17 protein-coding genes and 2 pseudogenes are annotated in these 16922 nt (G+C 41.1%); 9 read left to right on the top strand and 10 right to left on the bottom strand.

Going from position 1 to position 16922, the window contains the following annotated elements; all coding sequences use genetic code 11:
- The first annotated feature begins 268 nt into the window (after positions 1–268).
- Together HWQ38_RS26360 and HWQ38_RS26355 are read left to right on the top strand one after the other, a co-directional pair.
- Positions 269–517 carry a hypothetical protein gene (locus tag HWQ38_RS26360; protein WP_292799509.1) on the top strand — a complete coding sequence of 83 codons (249 nt, stop codon included), beginning with the start codon at positions 269–271 and terminating at the stop codon, positions 515–517.
- Between the two features lie 151 nt (positions 518–668).
- A pseudogene (locus HWQ38_RS26355) lies at positions 669–920 on the top strand (putative toxin-antitoxin system toxin component, PIN family); the annotation flags it as partial.
- Positions 921–1083: 163 nt separating this feature from the next.
- Here the strand turns inward: HWQ38_RS26355 and HWQ38_RS26350 are convergent.
- Positions 1084–1968: an NAD(P)-dependent oxidoreductase gene (locus tag HWQ38_RS26350; protein ID WP_292799506.1), complete on the bottom strand. Its 885-nt coding sequence runs from the start codon at positions 1966–1968 to the stop codon at positions 1084–1086.
- 79 nt (positions 1969–2047) lie between these two features.
- Entirely contained in the window at positions 2048–2791 is a 744-nt protein-coding gene (locus HWQ38_RS26345) for a tetratricopeptide repeat protein (RefSeq protein ID WP_292799503.1), read from the bottom strand.
- Positions 2792–3180: 389 nt separating this feature from the next.
- Here HWQ38_RS26345 and HWQ38_RS40585 point away from each other — a divergent pair, with 389 nt between their 5' ends.
- On the top strand, positions 3181–3366 hold the full coding sequence (locus HWQ38_RS40585) for an AbfB domain-containing protein (RefSeq protein ID WP_366933346.1): 186 nt from the start codon (positions 3181–3183) through the stop codon (positions 3364–3366).
- Positions 3367–3505: 139 nt separating this feature from the next.
- Here the strand turns inward: HWQ38_RS40585 and crtO are convergent, their stop codons facing one another.
- The gene (gene crtO / locus HWQ38_RS26340) at positions 3506–5200 is read right to left on the bottom strand and encodes a beta-carotene ketolase CrtO (RefSeq protein WP_292799500.1); all 1695 of its coding nucleotides are present in this window, start codon (positions 5198–5200) and stop codon (positions 3506–3508) included.
- Positions 5201–5305: 105 nt separating this feature from the next.
- Complete coding sequence (locus HWQ38_RS26335) at positions 5306–6064, bottom strand: DUF2993 domain-containing protein (RefSeq protein ID WP_292799497.1); 759 nt, start codon at positions 6062–6064, stop codon at positions 5306–5308.
- A gap of 302 nt (positions 6065–6366) precedes the next feature.
- On the opposite strand from HWQ38_RS26335, the gene HWQ38_RS26330 reads away from it, so the two are divergent.
- Entirely contained in the window at positions 6367–7404 is a 1038-nt protein-coding gene (locus tag HWQ38_RS26330; RefSeq protein WP_292799494.1) for an iron ABC transporter permease, read from the top strand.
- A 7-nt stretch (positions 7405–7411) separates the two neighbouring features.
- Here HWQ38_RS26330 and HWQ38_RS26325 read toward each other — a convergent pair whose 3' ends face one another.
- From HWQ38_RS26325 to HWQ38_RS26315, 3 genes are all read right to left on the bottom strand, one after another.
- Positions 7412–7732: a multidrug efflux SMR transporter gene (locus HWQ38_RS26325; RefSeq protein ID WP_292799491.1), complete on the bottom strand. Its 321-nt coding sequence runs from the start codon at positions 7730–7732 to the stop codon at positions 7412–7414.
- Between the two features lie 412 nt (positions 7733–8144).
- Positions 8145–8444, bottom strand: a complete 300-nt coding sequence (locus HWQ38_RS26320) for a ferredoxin (protein WP_292799488.1) — start codon at positions 8442–8444, stop codon at positions 8145–8147.
- A gap of 81 nt (positions 8445–8525) precedes the next feature.
- Complete coding sequence (locus HWQ38_RS26315; RefSeq protein WP_292799485.1) at positions 8526–9416, bottom strand: uroporphyrinogen-III synthase; 891 nt, start codon at positions 9414–9416, stop codon at positions 8526–8528.
- A gap of 462 nt (positions 9417–9878) precedes the next feature.
- Between HWQ38_RS26315 and HWQ38_RS26310 the strand changes: the two genes are divergently transcribed.
- The 5 genes from HWQ38_RS26310 (at position 9879) to HWQ38_RS26290 (ending at position 14198) form a co-directional block, all read left to right on the top strand.
- The gene (locus tag HWQ38_RS26310) at positions 9879–10781 is read left to right on the top strand and encodes a trypsin-like peptidase domain-containing protein (protein ID WP_292799482.1); all 903 of its coding nucleotides are present in this window, start codon (positions 9879–9881) and stop codon (positions 10779–10781) included.
- Between the two features lie 186 nt (positions 10782–10967).
- Positions 10968–11132 (top strand): hypothetical protein, encoded by a 165-nt coding sequence (locus HWQ38_RS26305; protein WP_292799479.1) that lies wholly within the window; start codon positions 10968–10970, stop codon positions 11130–11132.
- A gap of 51 nt (positions 11133–11183) precedes the next feature.
- Entirely contained in the window at positions 11184–12020 is an 837-nt protein-coding gene (locus HWQ38_RS26300) for a trypsin-like peptidase domain-containing protein (RefSeq protein WP_292799476.1), read from the top strand.
- On the top strand, positions 12017–12649 hold the full coding sequence (locus tag HWQ38_RS26295; RefSeq protein WP_292799473.1) for a response regulator transcription factor: 633 nt from the start codon (positions 12017–12019) through the stop codon (positions 12647–12649). Before HWQ38_RS26300 ends, HWQ38_RS26295 begins: the two co-directional genes overlap by 4 nt.
- Before the next feature lie 319 nt (positions 12650–12968).
- Positions 12969–14198 (top strand): glycosyltransferase family 4 protein, encoded by a 1230-nt coding sequence (locus HWQ38_RS26290; RefSeq protein ID WP_292799470.1) that lies wholly within the window; start codon positions 12969–12971, stop codon positions 14196–14198.
- A 294-nt stretch (positions 14199–14492) separates the two neighbouring features.
- On the opposite strand, the gene HWQ38_RS26285 is transcribed toward HWQ38_RS26290, so the two are convergent.
- The 3 genes and pseudogenes from HWQ38_RS26285 to HWQ38_RS26275 form a co-directional block, all read right to left on the bottom strand.
- Positions 14493–14774 (bottom strand): hypothetical protein, encoded by a 282-nt coding sequence (locus tag HWQ38_RS26285; protein ID WP_292799467.1) that lies wholly within the window; start codon positions 14772–14774, stop codon positions 14493–14495.
- Positions 14755–15000, bottom strand: a pseudogene (locus HWQ38_RS26280) (hypothetical protein). Before HWQ38_RS26280 ends, HWQ38_RS26285 begins: the two are co-directional and overlap by 20 nt.
- A 501-nt stretch (positions 15001–15501) precedes the next feature.
- Positions 15502–16872 carry an ATP-binding protein gene (locus HWQ38_RS26275; protein ID WP_292799464.1) on the bottom strand — a complete coding sequence of 457 codons (1371 nt, stop codon included), beginning with the start codon at positions 16870–16872 and terminating at the stop codon, positions 15502–15504.
- Positions 16873–16922: the final 50 nt, after the last annotated feature.

Raw genomic sequence — 16922 nt, 5'->3', positions numbered from 1 at the left:
TAGTACTAGAGTACTATTTGTTAGCGATCGCATTGTGCCAGTTGCGTAAGTCCTGTATATTGTATTAAATTAATCTATCAGAACCGCACAAAATCATCTTGTTATTGGAAAGTGCGTAGTTTACCGCCGTAGGTTTTACCCTGAGCCTGTCGTTCGCGGAGCGTCTCGTAGAGAAGGGCATCGCTCTAAGCAACAATTGAAGTCTCTCAGTAGACTAGGAAACGCTATAACATGATTAAAGATGAGAAATTATTGAAGAAAACAGGCGATGATTACTAAAGAAGAAATTACTATCAAAGTTCCCTCTGAGGTAGCAGAGGCATACCGCAATGCCACTGAAGAAGAACGGGAACAATTCCAACTTAAGATTGCGGCAATTATGCAGTCTCAATTTACAGCTCCGAGACTTGAGTCGATTGCACGTTTGAGAAACACGATGGATAAAGCTAGTCTTGAAGCACAAGAGCGAGGATTAACGCCTGAAATCTTAAAATCGATTTTGAATGATGACAAATAATCGACGGTTCGTTTTTGATACTAATGTGCTAATTAGTGCATTTTTGTTTAGTCAAAGCAAGCCACGTCAGGCATTAGATCAAGCTCAGGATATTGGCGTTATCGTATTATCAAATTCTGTCTTATCGGAGTTAGAATAAGTTTTATATCGTCCCAAATTTGATAGGTATCTCACGAAAGAAAGGCGGCAAGAATTTATAGAAAATTTAACAGAAAACTCTCAGTTTATTAACATGACTGAGCAGATTGATGAATGCCGAGACCCCAAAGATAACAAATATTTGGAATTAGCACTCAGTGGTCAAGTAGAGTGTATTGTTACCGGAGATGATGATTTGCTAGTGCTAAACCCCTGGAGGGGCATTGAGATTCTAAATGTTCAAGAATTTTTAGCTTCTAAGTAGCAAGAGTTAGCCTACATTCGACAAACACTGCTATCTGGCTCCAATAAATCAAGTGAGAAATCTGATTATTTCCTTATTACATTAACTAAGTTTTTTGTCAAGAGTAATTTAGATGCGTTTATCCTGATAGAACTTACGCAAAGTTACAACATATAGGGGCAATTCATGAATTGCCCCTATTCACTCCTAACTCTTCTAATTCTTTTCGTAAAGATAAAGGCTGATATCCCAATGCAAATGCTTTGGAACTATCCAAAGAAACATCTGCTGGTCTAGGTGCTGCCATTTTGACATCTTGTTGTCGGCAGGATTTGAGCATGGTAGTGGGAAGTTGAAATACTTCCACTAATAGCTGTCCAAAATCATAACGCGAAATCCGCTCTTTACCACCTAAGTGAATGATACCGTTAACTTTTTCTAATGCTAATAAAAGTCCTTTGGCGGCTGTTGTTCCACTTACTGGTGTGCGAAATTCATCTATAAATAAACTTAATTCTTCTTGGGCTTGTAAAGTTTGAATAAATGGCTGAATAAAGCTTTTTGCTGTGGGTGTTGCTGCACCAAACATCAACGGCATTCGACACACTGCGGTCATAGGATACCTTTCTAGCATATCTGCTTCTGCGATCGCTTTTTGCTCACCGTAAAGATTGGCAGGACACACGACATCTGTTTCTCGGTAGGGGGCATTTAAGCCATCAAAAACTAAGTCGGTTGAGGTAAAAGCACAAGGAATAGAATTATCCGCACAAAGTTCGGCAATATTACACGATGCTATAACGTTAATTGCGTGCGATTCTTCGGGGTGGGTTTGACAAAAATTTGGTTGCGAATGTGCAGCAGTATGAATAACTGCTGTTGGTTTTATATCGCTAAATATGCGCTGCAATTCCTGAAAATCTGTTAAGTTAACTTTTAGCATTTTGATGCCAGGAATTTCTAAAGGATGGGATAAATAAGTACCATAAATTTCCCATTCTTCTTTTGCAAGCTGGCAAAGATGCCATCCTAAAAAACCACTTGCTCCGGTGATTAACAATTTTTTCATGTCTAATTGTAAACCGCTCAAGAAAAAAATCCTTGTTATAGCAAGCTTCTATTCTACACTGAGTAGTGGTGACAAAATACTATTGCACTAATTCCTGAAAGCGCTTGTCACTACGCACTTTGTTAAAGTCTGGGTCAGTTTTTGCTAATTTCTTATATTTATCAGGAACAAGCTGGATTGCTTTGTCTAGGTTCTCAATTGCTAATTCGACATTGCTTTGTAAAGCATAAGAGCAAGCTTTGTTGTAATATACTTGGTGCAAATCTTGCTTGATAGCGATCGCTCGATTATAAGATCCGATCCCATCTTGGTAGCGGTGCAGCTTTGTCAGAGCAATGCCTTGGTTAATTAAGGCTTCATATTTGTCGGGTTTGATGGCGATCGCTTTCTCGTAAGATGCGATCGCGTCTTTGTAGCGTTGCAACGATGTCAAGGCGATGCCACGATTATACCACGCTTCATATTTGTCGGGCTGGATGGCGATCGCTTTGTCGTAAGATGCGATCGCGTCTTTGTAGCGTTGCAACGATGTTAAGGCTATACCACGGTTAATCCAAGCTTCCGGATTCTCAACTTTGATGGCGATCGCTTGATCATAAGCTTTTATCGCATCTTCGTAACGTTGTCCATCTAATAAATGATTGCCTTGATGAAAGAAATCTTCTGCTTTTTGCGTAGCCTTCGCTTCGATCAAAAGTTGGGTTACATTAGTTTCTTGCACAACTTGTCTAGTGTTTGCTATCGATGAGTTTTCCCCACCACTACAGCCAAATGCCAAGAAAGCTATTAAGCCAGATGCAACGAACCAGCGCTGAAAAACCATGCTGTACCTACAAAATTTATCAGATGATGTTAAAAGGTGTTCATTTTTTGAGTATTATCAAAATACACTAGTTTTAACCCCTTAATTTACTTATTTTTTGAGAAAGAGCTTTCTTGACGATGCATAAAAGCTTCTTTAAATCAAGTGTATGTTACATTATCATATTAAATACACATAAAGCAATTACTTAGAAACTATTCCAGTAAAAAAACAATAATTTGTGTTGCTATAGCAATCCATGCAGGAGTTACGAACAAAAAGATCCCCGACTTCTTGAAGAAGTCGGGGATCTGAGCCTTCCGGTGGACAGGGAATCAAATAGGATTGTTATATATACTAGACATCTCCACAAATTAAATATGCGTTATCTAGAACCCTTGTAGAGACGTTTGAGACCAGGTTTAGCAAGTTTAACAAATGTTCCTTTTAGACCATATAATTTTCCTGGTTACTCTGGTTACTATATACGCCACAGAAACGGTGAGCTATATATTCACCCGTACAGCACTAATACTTTGTTTTTAAACGATGCCACTTTTACACTAGTAGCACCGTTCAATCCCTACCCAGAGTAGGTATAGGCGTAGTGAATAGCATCATCCTCAGCTAGTAATTGTGGTAAATATCGCGTGAAGGCATACATCTGTTATTGACTTTTGCAAAAAGTCTATTAAATCTATGCCTTGCTGATAATATACTCTTTCTGTGTAACGCTTAACTCATCCCAAATACTGACTCGACAGTTGACTTAATCGAATCGCGTGCATCTTTTAAAGTTTGGCTAATAGGATGTTTTGCTTGCAAAAATGCGCGGGCACAATTGCGCCCCGGCATTCCCGAAATCGAACCACCTGGATGAGTCCCTGCACCAGTCAAAAATAGATTATCAATTGGCGTTTTGTAGTTGGCTATTTCTGGCAAGGGACGGAAAAATATCATCTGATCTAGGGTCATGTCAACATGGTAATAATTCCCTTTGTACGCACCTAATCTTTCTCCTAGTTCAGCTGGACTTTCTACACGACGGGCGATAGTTGCATTCTTGACATTCGGTGCATAGTCTGCAAACTTATCAATCACCCGATCTGCAACTTTGTTTTTTAATTCATCTGTCCAACCAGTACCTTTTAAACCAGTGCCTTCTGCGCCGGCAATTTGATAAGGGGCAAAAAACTCAATCCATACAGTGTGCTTACCTGGGGGTGCTAATGTGGGGTCTAAATAGCTAGGCATCACCAAATACATTGATGGGTCAGTATCAGGAATTTCTCCCAAGGTACATTTACTATGAGCCTGTTCTACATGAGCCACAGAATCTGCAATCAAGATAGAACCGACAAGATATTCATCTTTGTGCTCGTGGTGTGGAAAGCGTAGGGGTTCGTCTAAAGCCAAATCTATCTTGAGGATGGTTTCGTTGTTGTTAACAATGCGGCGGTCTAATCTTTCCCATAAGTCAGGATCAGCTCCATCAACATCGCTTTTATCAGTCATTTGCAAAAATAACCGCTTGGCATCAATATTAGAAATAACCCCGTGTTTAGCGCGATATTCTTTACCACCAGCAACCCGTACACCCACAGCTTTCCCATCATCAATTAAAACTTTTTCAACATCCTGGTCTGTGAGAATAACGCCACCTTTACTTGTGACTAAATTCACCAACGCTTGCACAAGTGCGCCAGTTCCGCCGCGAGGTCTGGCCATCCCAGGATTATGACGCATTGCCATCATAATTGCCCCAATTGCAAGGGTTTTTTGTGATGGTGGCGCACCAAGTTCTGCTGATAGTCTGGCTAGTGGGGCTTTCAAAAATTCCTCATCAAACCATTCGTTAAGTAAATCCTCGGCGCTGGTTAACATAGTGCGAATGAAGTCCAGCGTTTTGTTTGGCGAACCAATAACCGAAAATAAATCTTTCAGTTTGGTGATGTCGTAGTTACCAAGAATGTCTATAACTGACTTTGGCGGTGCATTAAACATTGGAATCATTGCACCTAATGCCCTCTGCCAAAAGTCTACAAATTCCGCGTATTTTTTGGCATCACGTTCACTATAACGGGCGATTTCTGCACAAGTCTTTTCCACCGACTTATGTCCTAAGAAATACTTGCCATCAGGATGAGGACAGAAAACAACTGGATCGCACTCCAGATAATGCAAGCCGTATTTTTCTAGTTCTAATTCTTCAACAACTGGCCCTAAGTGAATAAATTCATGGTCAATAGCACACAAGTTAAATTTAAATCCCGGAGCTTCTTCGGGTAAACATTCTTCAGTTGTTGCTGCACCACCTGGAACAGAACGCTTTTCTAGTAACAGAACGCTATAACCAGCTTTCAGCAAATAAGCTGCACAAACTAGCCCATTGTGTCCAGCACCGATCAGCACAATATCATACTCTTGCATAGTTCTTATTTTTAAATTAAGTAGCTTTCAAAAGCTTATAAAACTTTTAATAAATTTACATCACTCCCTAGTTGCAAAAATTATCTTTAACTAGGGTGAATACTACTAAAGAGATAGTTTACTTAAGGATGAGGGTATTTGCTTCAGTTGAGTTTCTATCATAAGTATTAAACTACCGATTTCTACCTGCATATTTTTAATCGAAAAAGCTATATCTTCCCATTGAAAATATGGGATATTCATCAGTTCTTTGGCTTTCTGCATTAATGCTGTAACCAATTCTATGGAAATACCGTCTCCCTCGGTGCAGTGAAAACTTTCCAGCATTGCGGGTTGTGAATGAGTACGTGGACGAAGTAGCGCAGTGTAAGCGAAAGGGCGAGTATTTCCCATTTCTTTTAACAGCACCTTTCCCCGACATTCTATTTTGCCATCACCAGGTAAAAATACCTGAATTTCTTCCGGCTCAAAACTCACAATTTCGCCATCTACATCCAAATCAAAGTTTGGCATCTGGCTACGAACAAAATCTGATGCCAAGGCGCAGTTAATATCTATTTCTGTAAGTATAATGCGAGCTATGGCATTTACTGGCTGATTAAATTCTATTTGACCAAAAAGAGCGCTGAAGGGATTGATAGCAATACTTTCTGTTTGCAGTTTTATTTCCTGTACGCGAATGCCTTCTTGGATGACTAATCCTTGGCCTGTAACTGAAACTCCATCCGCCTGTCCCTGAGCTATTTTCAATAGATCGGTTTTTACATCTATTTCTATTTGTTCGACTTCATCTAGCTTTTCGGATATTCTTTTTTCAGCTTCTTGGGATAGAAATTTCTCCTCCAAACGATGCTCATCAGGCATGAATTAGTAATCTCCTAAATGTTCTCTTACTAGTTACTGTAAAGGCTAGTTATGAAGAGTGAATCTACATTACGGTAGATGTAATTCGGAAGATTAAAGTAATTCTTAATTCGTCAACAGAACTGCGATCGTTAGAGGATATTTGTGAAAGTCACAAAGTATACTAGAAATCCCGCTTCCATTCCTCTCCCCCACAGTCCGAGAGGCGGGGATCAAGTTTTATCCAAACCGTATTATCACCACTTCCTCATTAAAGATAAGCTCTCTTTAAATGCAGCTTTGTTTGGGAGGAATTATAGTGAATGAAAATACTAGACCGGAATTTGACTAGACTATTTCAGACAATTTTTAGTGAACACCGCGTATTTTGGGCTGTTTTACTCCTTAGTACAGCACTGGTGGTAACGCTAGCGCTATCGCTTTCTCAAGGAGCAGTACCCTTAAATATGTCGGAATTTTGGCAAGCTATACTCCGCCAAGGCGATCCGGTTAAACAGACAATTCTCTGGGATTTGCGTCTCCCGCGCATTATAGCTGCTCTGATTGTCGGCGCAGCCTTGGGAATGTCAGGGGCACTGCTGCAAGGAATGTTACGTAATAGTCTTGCTGATCCATTTATTTTGGGCATTTCAGCAGGTGCAGGATTAATAGTGATTGTGATGATCGTGTGGCAAATATTCCCGATCGCAATTCCTTTAGCAGCGTGGATGGGGGCAATTTTGACTTCAGCGATCGTGATTTTGATCGGTCGTTCGGGATCGGGAATTTCTGTTGAGCGGTTGATTTTAGGCGGAGTGGCGGTGAGTTCTTTATTTGGTGCTATCCAAAGTACATTACTGCTTTTAGCTGAAGACGGTCAAATTCAAATTGCGCTGAGTTGGCTGGTTGGTAGTCTCAATGGACGGGGTTGGCAAGAAATTGCTACGGCTGGACCCTACATTATTGTGGCATTGATCGGGGGATGCTTGCTGGCGCGATCGGTAAATGTGCTGGCTTTGGGAGATGATTTGGCTGTGGGTTTGGGGGTTTCGTTGGTGCGATCGCGTCTGTTAATTGGTGGTGTCGCCACTCTATTAGCCGCAGGTGCAGTCAGCATCAGTGGTTTGATTGGATTTGTTGGTCTTGTTGTCCCTCACGGTGTCCGCCTCATCGTTGGTACAGATCATCGCTTTGTTTTACCACTTTCCGCCCTTGCAGGTGCATGGTTACTGACTTTTGCAGATTTACTCTCTAGATTAGGGGCAGTAGAACTACCAGTAGGTTCGGTCACTGCCTTGCTGGGTTCACCGTTGTTTATTTGGTTGCTTTATCGTCGTTCTGCTGGGTTTAATAAATTTTGAGCTTCAATTATTGACTTGCATTTATGCCAATTACCCCGATGATTATTAAGGCGATCGACAAAAGTTTAATGAATGAGGCAGATTCCCGAAACCAGATAATACCAATAAATGCAATTAGGATAGTTCCCAATCCAGCCCAGACAGAATAAGCCACGCTCACTTCAAGTTTCTTGAGAGCAAGGGTCAAAAAACTAAAACAAAGTCCATAGAAGACAAATATTAATACCGAAGGAACTATTTTAGTAAATCCTTGCGATAACTTCATGCAAGTTGTACCTGAAACTTCAAAGACGATTGCTGCGATAAGGTAAATCCAACTTGTTGACATATCTATGATCAGTACTGTTCTTAGTAATCTCTTATTATCTCTGTGAAATTAAAAAAATACAACGGGTTTAATTATGATCATTCGTTGTCTGAAGATACTAAACATTTGTAAGATATGCTACGCATATAGCAATCCTAAATGAGTTACTAACAAAAAGATCCCAGACTTATTCAAGAAGTCGGGGATCTAAGCCTCTTAGTGTTTGTAAATAAAAAGCGCTCCCTTTTTGGAGAGCGCTTTTTAGTGTGAATTACTCAGCCTATACAGATTTATTAGGAAAGTGCAAAATTTTAAATCTTGTAGAGTATGTTATCGCGTAAGATAACGCACCATTTCAGATTTTAGGTACGCTAGAACGAATGTTCTAACGCATCCGATAAAACTTGCTCTTGATTAAATCCACATTTATTAGTTAAGCGTTAAGCGCATCTTCTTGATGGGTTTGGATTACACAGTCAGAAGTCGCATAGGCAACGCAGGTGAGGACAAATCCCGCGTCAATTTGATCGTCGTCTAAGAAATTCTGATCATCTTGGTTAACTGTACCTGAAATTACTTTCCCGGTGCAGCTAGAGCAAGAACCAGCATTACAGGAATAGGGCAAGTCTAGATGAAATTCCTCGTTAGCAATCTCTAGGATGTACTCATCATCAGGGACTTCAATTGTTTTTTCTCCATCTGGAGTACGTAATGTCACCTTGTAAGTTGCCATGTAACAGTCCCTAGTTAAGATAAACTCTATTTCCGATACTACGGGTTTATGTGCAGCTAGTCTAGAGTGAAATGTGGTTGATTACCCTACATCACCAAGCGCTGAGTCTGAATTAGAACTGAGAGTAAAAAATTCTGCGATCGCTTCAGCAAATCCCTGAAATGAACTATAATCCCTAGACACGATGGAGACATTCATACCCAACTGTTGGGCATTAGCAGTTGTATAAGGGCCAAAACATCCAATGATACAACCTTCATAATCGCTTTGCGAGTTGACCATTGTCAAAAAGCTTTCTACTTCCGCCGTGCTACTAAAGGCAATTACATCGATTATTCCTTGACGCATCAGGTTTAATTCAATACTGTAAATATTTTTGTCTAAACCCTGTGTAATATAAGTGGGTACGCGAGTTACTTCTATGCCTAATTTCTGCAAATCCGTAATCAAATTGGGTACAACATCAGGCTCAGGCAAACCCACAACTTCTGGAGCCGGTATCAGCACTTTTTTCTGGTAAATTTCTGGTAGTTTTGCTAATTCAGCGACAATTCCGCCTGGGCTAGATTCTCTAGGAATTAAATCTACTTTGCCACTAAAAGATAATAAGCTTTCTGCATCTTTCCCCAATGCAGATAAGTGACATTTTTTTAGCACAGATACAGGAATATCTAAATCATTCATGCGGTGAAAAAATGCAGTGATGCCGTTTCTACTGGTGAAGATAATCCAATCAAATTCGCCTATGCGTTCCAAAGCAGTATCTAACTTAGTGTAGTTTGATAAATAGCAGGTTTCGATAGTAGGCATGAGAATAGGTAAACCACCTTGTTTGATGATTTGTTTAGATAACCTATAAGCATAATGTCTCGGTGCTGTGACTAAAATTCTCTTGCCATATAGAGGTAATTTGTTAGATGGAGTGAGCAGGTTGATTTCTCTTGATTGGGTGTGCATTTGTTTATCTGCCATTTGATTGCTATTCCAGCTTAGAATGCAATACGCTCAGTGTTATCTACATTTTTGTAACAGTCAAAGTGTCGTGCTAACCAATATACCGCCCAGAACTGAAGTTCTAGGCTAATAGCTCAAGTCCACTCAAGTAGACTGAAATTTTCCCTTTTGCCAAGGATAGCCATTTACATCGCTTGAAATGTTATGTTTAGTCCTCTTGAGAGGACTTTAGCTATTAGCCTCGGAATTTATTCCCAGGCGGGATGGGAACGAAGCAAAAGATTTATAAAGATGTTGCTAATGAGAAGCCTTAACCCAAACGTATTGCACAAAATTATTCATATCTTGATTTAGCAACGCCAAAAACTTATATAAATCCTAGCCATTTTTCTAGGATGAATTCTCCCCATTCTTCCGATGTCATCTGTGTTGATAAAACGGCACGATATGAATATCTAAGAACGTTTGCACAAAAATCTTATGTCTTCATTACTGGCTTTGTCCAACAGTTTAGCTGACACCGTAGAACAAGCTGGGAGTGCTGTAGTTGCTGTGAATGGGGGTACTCGTGTTTCTCTAAGTGGCATTCACTGGCGTAATGGCATCATTGTTACTTCTGACGAGTCCCTCCAACGCTATGACGACATCACTATCACTCTATCAAATGGTAGCACTGCACCTGTAACACTCATTGGTCATGACTCTAGCACCGATATCGCTGTTTTTAAACTAGAAAATGTAGAAATACCTGTGGCAAAAATTGGCGATGCCAAAACGCTCAAAGTCGGTCATCTGGTAATAGGACTGGCAAGAGGTAGCGAAGGTGACTTAAGGGCGGCGATGGGTGCAGTCAGCGTGGTTAGCGGTGCTTGGCAGAGTATGAGTGGCGGGAATATTGACCAATTCATTCGCCCAGACATCACCCTTTACTCTGGTTTTGCAGGCGGACCGCTCGTAGATGCGGCTGGTTTTGTGGTAGGTATGAATACATCGGGGCGGCGTGGTATTGCTCTGACTATTCCCACTGCGACAGTCGATCGCGTGGTTGACCAATTAGTAGCAAAAGGACGCATTTCCAAGGGCTACTTGGGTGTGGGAATGCAACCTGTACGCTTACCAAAGAACCTGAAAACTGCTCTCAATTTAACTTCTACAACTGGGTTAATTGTGGTTAATGTTGAGGCTTCAGGGCCAGCTGAGAATGCAGGTGTGCTGCTTGGCGATGTTTTGGTAACGTTCGATGGGGTAACTGTGGGCGATACAGGTGATGTGTTGGCGTTGCTCAATAGTAGCGATCGCATTGGTAAAACTGTCAACGTGCAACTTGTGCGGGGTGGAGTGTTAGTTGAGTTAGCGATCGCACTTGGCGAAAGACCTTTTTAATTCGTAAGGGACTTCCAAATAAAAAAATATTCAATTACTTCATTGTGGGGTGGGCATCTTGCCCGCCCGTAGCTAAAGGCGGGCAAGATGCCCACAAGATTGGGTAATTTATTTGTTGGAAATGCGTAATTCGTAATTTGGAACTCGGAACTTCGAGATTGGAAGACGGAACTTCGAGATTGGAGCTTGGAACTCCGAGATTGGAAGACGGAACTTCGAGATTGGAACTCGGAACTCCGAGATTGGAAGACGGAACTTCGAGATTGGAACTCGGAACTCCGAGATTGGAACTCGGAACTTCGAGATTGGAACTCGGAACTTCGAGATTGGAACTCGGAACTCCGAGATTGAAACATTGTCAGCCAAAAGATTTTACTTTGACGTGCTCAAAAATTGTATAACATGGCAAACACAACATTAATTAACATCGCTGCTGAATTGACAGAGGTAGCTGCTAAACTACGCGATCGCACTGTCAAAGTGAAAAGCGGTTCTCTGGGAGTCGGTTCTGGTGTAATTTGGCAATCTGACGGACTAATTATCACTAATGCCCATGTGGCAACCAGTAACCGCGCAACTGTGGAATTGGCAGACGGAAGGGTATTTGATGCAGTGCGTACACAATTTGATCCCCAGCAGGATTTAGCCGCCCTGAAAATTGTCGCCACTAATTTAACTGCTGCAACCATTGGCAATTCTGAGGCGCTACGAGTGGGTGAATTAGTCTTAGCGGTGGGTAATCCGTTTGCTGAGAGTGGTGCTGTGACAACTGGAATTATCTATGCAAATAATCCGCAAGCAGTTATGGCCGATTTGCAGCTGTATCCGGGAAATTCTGGGGGACCGCTTGCAGACTGTCTCGGTCGAGTCGTGGGAATTAACACCATGATTGTTAATAGTTTGGCTGTGGCAGTTCCCAGCAGCACAGTTGAGCGTTTTTTACAAGTAAATAGTCGTCTGCAACTGGGAGTCACACTGCAACCTGTACTTTTAGATCGGCGGAGGTTGGGTTTATTGGTGTTGTCAATTTTACCTGGCAGTGTGGCGGAAACTGCTGATGTGCAAATCGGCGATGTTTTAATTGGAGTTTCGGGGCAATTATTCACTAGCATGAATGACTTAAGCAAATATCTGCGTGAGAGTAAAGGAACTGTACCGCTACAACTCCTACGCGGTGGGCAGCAATTCGTGATTTATATTGCCGTGCAGTCTGATCAAACTGCTGTGGAGGCGAGATGATCCGGGTGATGGTAGTTGCGACTTCCCCTGTAGTGCGGGCAGGGTTATCAGCTGTGGTGACAACCAATCCTCGGCTGACGGTTGTGGGGAGTGCATCCGATTTGGATGTATTGACAAGGGAAGTTGGGCAATTACAACCAGATGTGGTGCTGGTAGATTTGAGTAGCAATCTTCAACAATCGGTGTGGGAAAAATTGCTGCTGATTCAAGAGGAACAATACCCATTAGCAATGATCGTTATTGTTGAGGAACTCGACAGCATTGATTTAGAGACGGCGTTACGTTCTGGTATCCGGGGGATATTGCCCCGTAGTAGCACAGAGTCAGAAATTTTCGCGGCTGTGGAGGCGATCGCATTTGGTTTAGTTATACTGCACCCGGATGCTGTAGAATTACTATCTATCCGTGAAAAAGTGGTAACGAATCCTGTACAAACCTTGACACCACGCGAAATAGAGGTTTTAGGAATGCTGGGGTCAGGGTTGGGAAATAAAGCGATCGCTAAACGTTTGCATATTTCTGAGCATACCGTCAAATTTCATCTCTCATCCATTTTTCAAAAGCTGAGTGTCTCCAGCCGCACCGAGGCTGTTGCTGTGGGTGTGCGACTCGGTTTGATTATGCTGTGATCTGTAGTCTCTATCATAGAATTTACGCACTCAGATCCTCTAACCCTTTTAAAAAGAGGGCTTTAGAAATTCCCCCCTTTTATGCTACGGTGTACAGCCAAAACAAAAACCTCAAAGAGTCCTGACTTTAATCCCTCTCCTTACTAAGGAGAGGGACAGGTTTTGCGTAGCAAAAGCAGGGTGAGGTTTCTTTGGACTATTCGAGAAACCATAACCTGTGTGTACACGATAGCTTTTTAAAGGACGCTAAGGGGGATCTAATGACATACAGCCTCTAATCAGGTCATGGTGTATATATCACATTTGATTTATCACTTATATGAACATATTAATGCTGTCTTCTACTTTCCCCTACCCCCCAACGCGCGGGGGAACCCAAGTAAGGACATTTAATTTACTTAAATACCTGAGTCAACGCCATACTGTTACTCTGGTGACTCAACGCGAGGGCGATGTTACAAACGCAGAAGTAGCAGGATTACGCGATTGTGTAGATCATCTAGCCGTTTTTGAACGCCCGCCAGATTCTGCAACCACCGGAATATTCCAGAAAATACAGCGATTTGGGAGATTTTTGCAAGAGGGAACACCGCCAAGCGTACTCAACCGCTACTCAGTTGAGATGCAAACATGGATTGATAACTGGGTGGAAGCGGGGAAATGTGATGTAATTACCTGCGAACATAGCGTCAATGAAATTTATCTGCGATCGCATTATCCTAAACAGCTAAAAACCATAGTTAATGTTCATAGTTCTGTTTACGCTACCTGTCGGAACCAACTAGCAACGGGCATTTCGGAAAATTCACTCCGAGACAAAATTAATCTGCCACTTTTGCGTCGTTATGAGCAAAACTACTGTGCTAAATTTTCGGCAATTGTCGCCACAACAGAAGAAGATAAAATTCAACTACAAGAGTTTAACCCCAATAGTGAAATTACAGTTATTCCCAATGGCGTAGATTTAGTTTCTTTCCCCAACCGTACCACCGATCCAGGAGGACATCGCTTAATTTTTATTGGTGCGATGGATAATTTAGCAAATATTGATGCTGTCTGCTTTTTCAGCAACGAAGTTTTGCCAGAAATCCAAAAATTGTATCCAGATACAACTTTCGATATTGTCGGTTCTCATCCGGTGCCAGAAGTTTTAGCACTTGATCAAAAACCAGGAATTAATGTGATTGGGCGTGTGCCTTCAATGGTAGAATATTTACATCGAGCCACCATCTGCGTTGTACCCATGCGGACTGGGTTTGGCATTAAAAATAAAACTTTAGAGGCAATGGCCGCTGGTGTACCCTTAGTGGCAAGCGATCGCGGCTTAGAAGGATTATCCGTAGATGGTGCTAGTCATCTATTACGGGCATTACGAGCCAATAAACCGGCGGAATACGTCACTGCTATTAGTCAACTATTTGATCATCCATATCTGCGTTCAGAATTATCTCACAACGGCAGACAACTGGTAGAAACAGAATTTACTTGGGATATCGCTGGTAAAAGCTATGAACAAGTTTGTCTTGGCAGGAGTAATACTAATTCGTAATTACAGCAGTTTTCATGTATTTGAACCACATCTGTCGTAAGGGGCACAGCAATGCTGTGCCCCTACCGCGTGGTCTATTTACCTTAAAATACCTGTAGGAATTACGACACACATAAAAATACTTGATCTAATAAAGATGGGAATTTAAGCTTCTAGATAAATTCTAATTGTTGTTTCTTGTCGCTGTGGAAAAAATATATGTAGAGATGAAGCTAATGCAACGTCTCTACATTGGTCGTGCAAATTATCTTATCTAAATCCGATTCGTTTTTAGTTAACTTGTGAAGAAGCACGTCAATTATTGTCAAATCTAGTCGAACACCCTAACACAAGTAATTTCTTCTGCTTCCGATTCTTCTTATTCTTGAGGACAATCAAATAATTCTCAACATAGCGAAAAGCCGCTGCACAGTCGTAATCAGCAATGGCTATAGCTTGCAAAAAAACCTTTGGGGGAATTTCAAACCCTAAAAACTTTTCTATTAAAATTAGCAAATCCTTATCTGTGGCAGGAAAAGTAGTTTCTGCTGTCCCTTCTGAATCATGAAATGTATCTTCAATTAATTCTTTGTACACTTTGTATCTCCCCAAAACCATAAGATGTAAAGCCTGTGATAAAGTTTAGCTATTGATCACGAGTTTGTAAGTTAACTGGGAGTTCAGTATCAGGACATCCCAACTCCCGTAAAATCTCCAAACAATAAGTACTGAGTTGAGTGTATCGAGCTTGCTCCAATTCTGGAGCTACTTCTAGAGCCATCTCCAGATTGACTTGGATAACCGTCTTTACAGGGTTGATCATAAACACGCCCTAATAAACTGGATGGTCTAAGTTTTGATCACAAGCACAAATAACGTAACAGTGTTTTTGCGGAATTTATACAGAGGGGAAATTAAAATATCAGCGCATTTGCGGTAATATATGCGAAGATATGCTTTCCTCGGCTGAGAGCTAGGTAATTTCGAGCTAAGTGCGATCGTTACGTTGCGCCAACGGGGAAGCAAGCTACGTGTAGCAGAAGTACCAGAAGACGTTGGCGTACTTGCAATCCGGTTTGGATAAGACTTTATCCCCCCAACCTCCCTTAAAAAGGGCAAGGCTAATAATCGCTCTATTTCCCCCTTAAAAAGGGGGAATAAGCAGGGTGATTTCATACAAAGAAAGAAAAAACCTTTTGGATTTGATTAGAAGACAGCACGTTGGGCTTGAGGGATAGTGCGAAAACGGAGAAATCTGCCAAGAGTGATCAAAAAATTATGTAAGATTGATTTTTCGCAAAAATACTAAAGTAGTAATTAAATTTTATGAACCTGAGGTAATAGGTATCTTAATTACAAATTCTGCACCTTTTCCGGGAACAGAAAAACAGCTAAGTTGTCCGTTATGTTTTTCAACTATAATCTGATAGCTTATATATAGCCCTAGTCCAGCACCTTTCCCCACAGCCTTAGTGGTGAAAAACGGATCAAATAGTTTTGAACGTACTTGTTCATTTATCCCCAAACCATTATCAGCAATACTAACCTCTATCCATTTTTCATCGATTATCTCAGTTTTAATTTGAATTTGGGGATTATTCTTTGTCAGTTTTTGATTGTCAGTGGTTTGTGAATTTAGTGCCGATGCCTCCAGTACATCGATCGCATTAGCAAGAATATTCATAAACACTTGGTTGAGCTGACCAGGGTAGCAAGTTACATTCGGCAGTTGACTATATTTTTTGATGACTGTGATTTCTGGGTACTCATACGTAGCTTGTAGGCGATGCTCCAAAATCATTAAACTACTATCAATTCCTTCATGGATATTAACTTGCTTAACTTCTGCTTCATCAAGTCTGGAAAAGTTACGTAGTGATTTAACAATTTCCTGAATGCGTTCTGCTCCCACTTCCATTGACTGGAAGAGTTTAGTTATATCTTGAATCAAAAAATCTAAGTCTATTTCTTCTATTTGCTTTTGGACTTCTGAAGGAGGATTTGAATAAACTTGTTGATAAATTTGCACCAATTTCAGTAAATCCTGAGTGTATTGATGGGCGTGGTGAAGGTTCCCATAAATAAAACTCACGGGGTTATTAATTTCATGGGCAATACCAGCCACCATCTGACCTAAACTAGACATTTTCTCAGATTGGATCAGCTGAGTTTGGGTAAGTTGCAGTTCCTTTAGTGTTTTTTGTAAAGCCGTTGTACGTTGCTCAACCCGAATTTCTAGCTCTTGATTTACTTTCTTGAGTGCTTCTTCCGCCTGTTTACGTCTCTGAACTTCTTTTGCTAATTCATCAATTTTTTGGTTCAGGACAACGAAATTACTGCTGGCTAAAGTTCTATTTTCTAAGCGTAAGAGAATTAAAGCTGAAGATTCAGGAGACCAAGGTTGAATAACGGCTCCTTGACTACGACATATTAACATTTGTCCATCATTCTTTCGTAAAGTCAAGGAGCCAATAACCATTGCCCTGCTACTTGAACAAGCTTGTAGGTACTTTACTATATCGTTGATAGACTCAGTTACAAGTTCAAAGAGCATTTTTCCCCACAGTTGCTGACGGCGTAACCCCAACCAATCTGCTACTGGTTTATTAGTCGCCAACACTTGACCCTCTCCACTCACCAGGAGTAAAGGTTCTGGTAAAACTCTGGCAAATTCAAGAAATTGTTCAGGAGTCATAGGGCTTCCAATTTCAGGGTTTGATTCTACTTTACATATATGCACTCAAG

The organism is Nostoc sp. NMS7 (assembly GCF_017115085.1).
GTDB lineage: Bacteria > Cyanobacteriota > Cyanobacteriia > Cyanobacteriales > Nostocaceae > Nostoc.
This window is presented reverse-complemented; position numbering and strand designations above follow the sequence as displayed.

Excerpts from the sequence above, each read along its gene's own strand:
- HWQ38_RS26360 (WP_292799509.1), top strand. The coding sequence starts at position 269 with ATGATTACTAAAGAAGAAATTACTATCAAAGTTCCCTCTGAGGTAGCA.
- HWQ38_RS26350 (WP_292799506.1), bottom strand. The coding sequence starts at position 1,968 with ATGAAAAAATTGTTAATCACCGGAGCAAGTGGTTTTTTAGGATGGCAT.
- HWQ38_RS26345 (WP_292799503.1), bottom strand. The coding sequence starts at position 2,791 with ATGGTTTTTCAGCGCTGGTTCGTTGCATCTGGCTTAATAGCTTTCTTG.
- crtO (WP_292799500.1), bottom strand. The coding sequence starts at position 5,200 with ATGCAAGAGTATGATATTGTGCTGATCGGTGCTGGACACAATGGGCTA.
- HWQ38_RS26335 (WP_292799497.1), bottom strand. The coding sequence starts at position 6,064 with ATGCCTGATGAGCATCGTTTGGAGGAGAAATTTCTATCCCAAGAAGCT.
- HWQ38_RS26330 (WP_292799494.1), top strand. The coding sequence starts at position 6,367 with ATGAAAATACTAGACCGGAATTTGACTAGACTATTTCAGACAATTTTT.
- HWQ38_RS26325 (WP_292799491.1), bottom strand. The coding sequence starts at position 7,732 with ATGTCAACAAGTTGGATTTACCTTATCGCAGCAATCGTCTTTGAAGTT.
- HWQ38_RS26320 (WP_292799488.1), bottom strand. The coding sequence starts at position 8,444 with ATGGCAACTTACAAGGTGACATTACGTACTCCAGATGGAGAAAAAACA.
- HWQ38_RS26315 (WP_292799485.1), bottom strand. The coding sequence starts at position 9,416 with ATGGCAGATAAACAAATGCACACCCAATCAAGAGAAATCAACCTGCTC.
- HWQ38_RS26310 (WP_292799482.1), top strand. The coding sequence starts at position 9,879 with ATGTCTTCATTACTGGCTTTGTCCAACAGTTTAGCTGACACCGTAGAA.
- HWQ38_RS26300 (WP_292799476.1), top strand. The coding sequence starts at position 11,184 with ATGGCAAACACAACATTAATTAACATCGCTGCTGAATTGACAGAGGTA.
- HWQ38_RS26295 (WP_292799473.1), top strand. The coding sequence starts at position 12,017 with ATGATCCGGGTGATGGTAGTTGCGACTTCCCCTGTAGTGCGGGCAGGG.
- HWQ38_RS26290 (WP_292799470.1), top strand. The coding sequence starts at position 12,969 with ATGAACATATTAATGCTGTCTTCTACTTTCCCCTACCCCCCAACGCGC.
- HWQ38_RS26275 (WP_292799464.1), bottom strand. The coding sequence starts at position 16,872 with ATGACTCCTGAACAATTTCTTGAATTTGCCAGAGTTTTACCAGAACCT.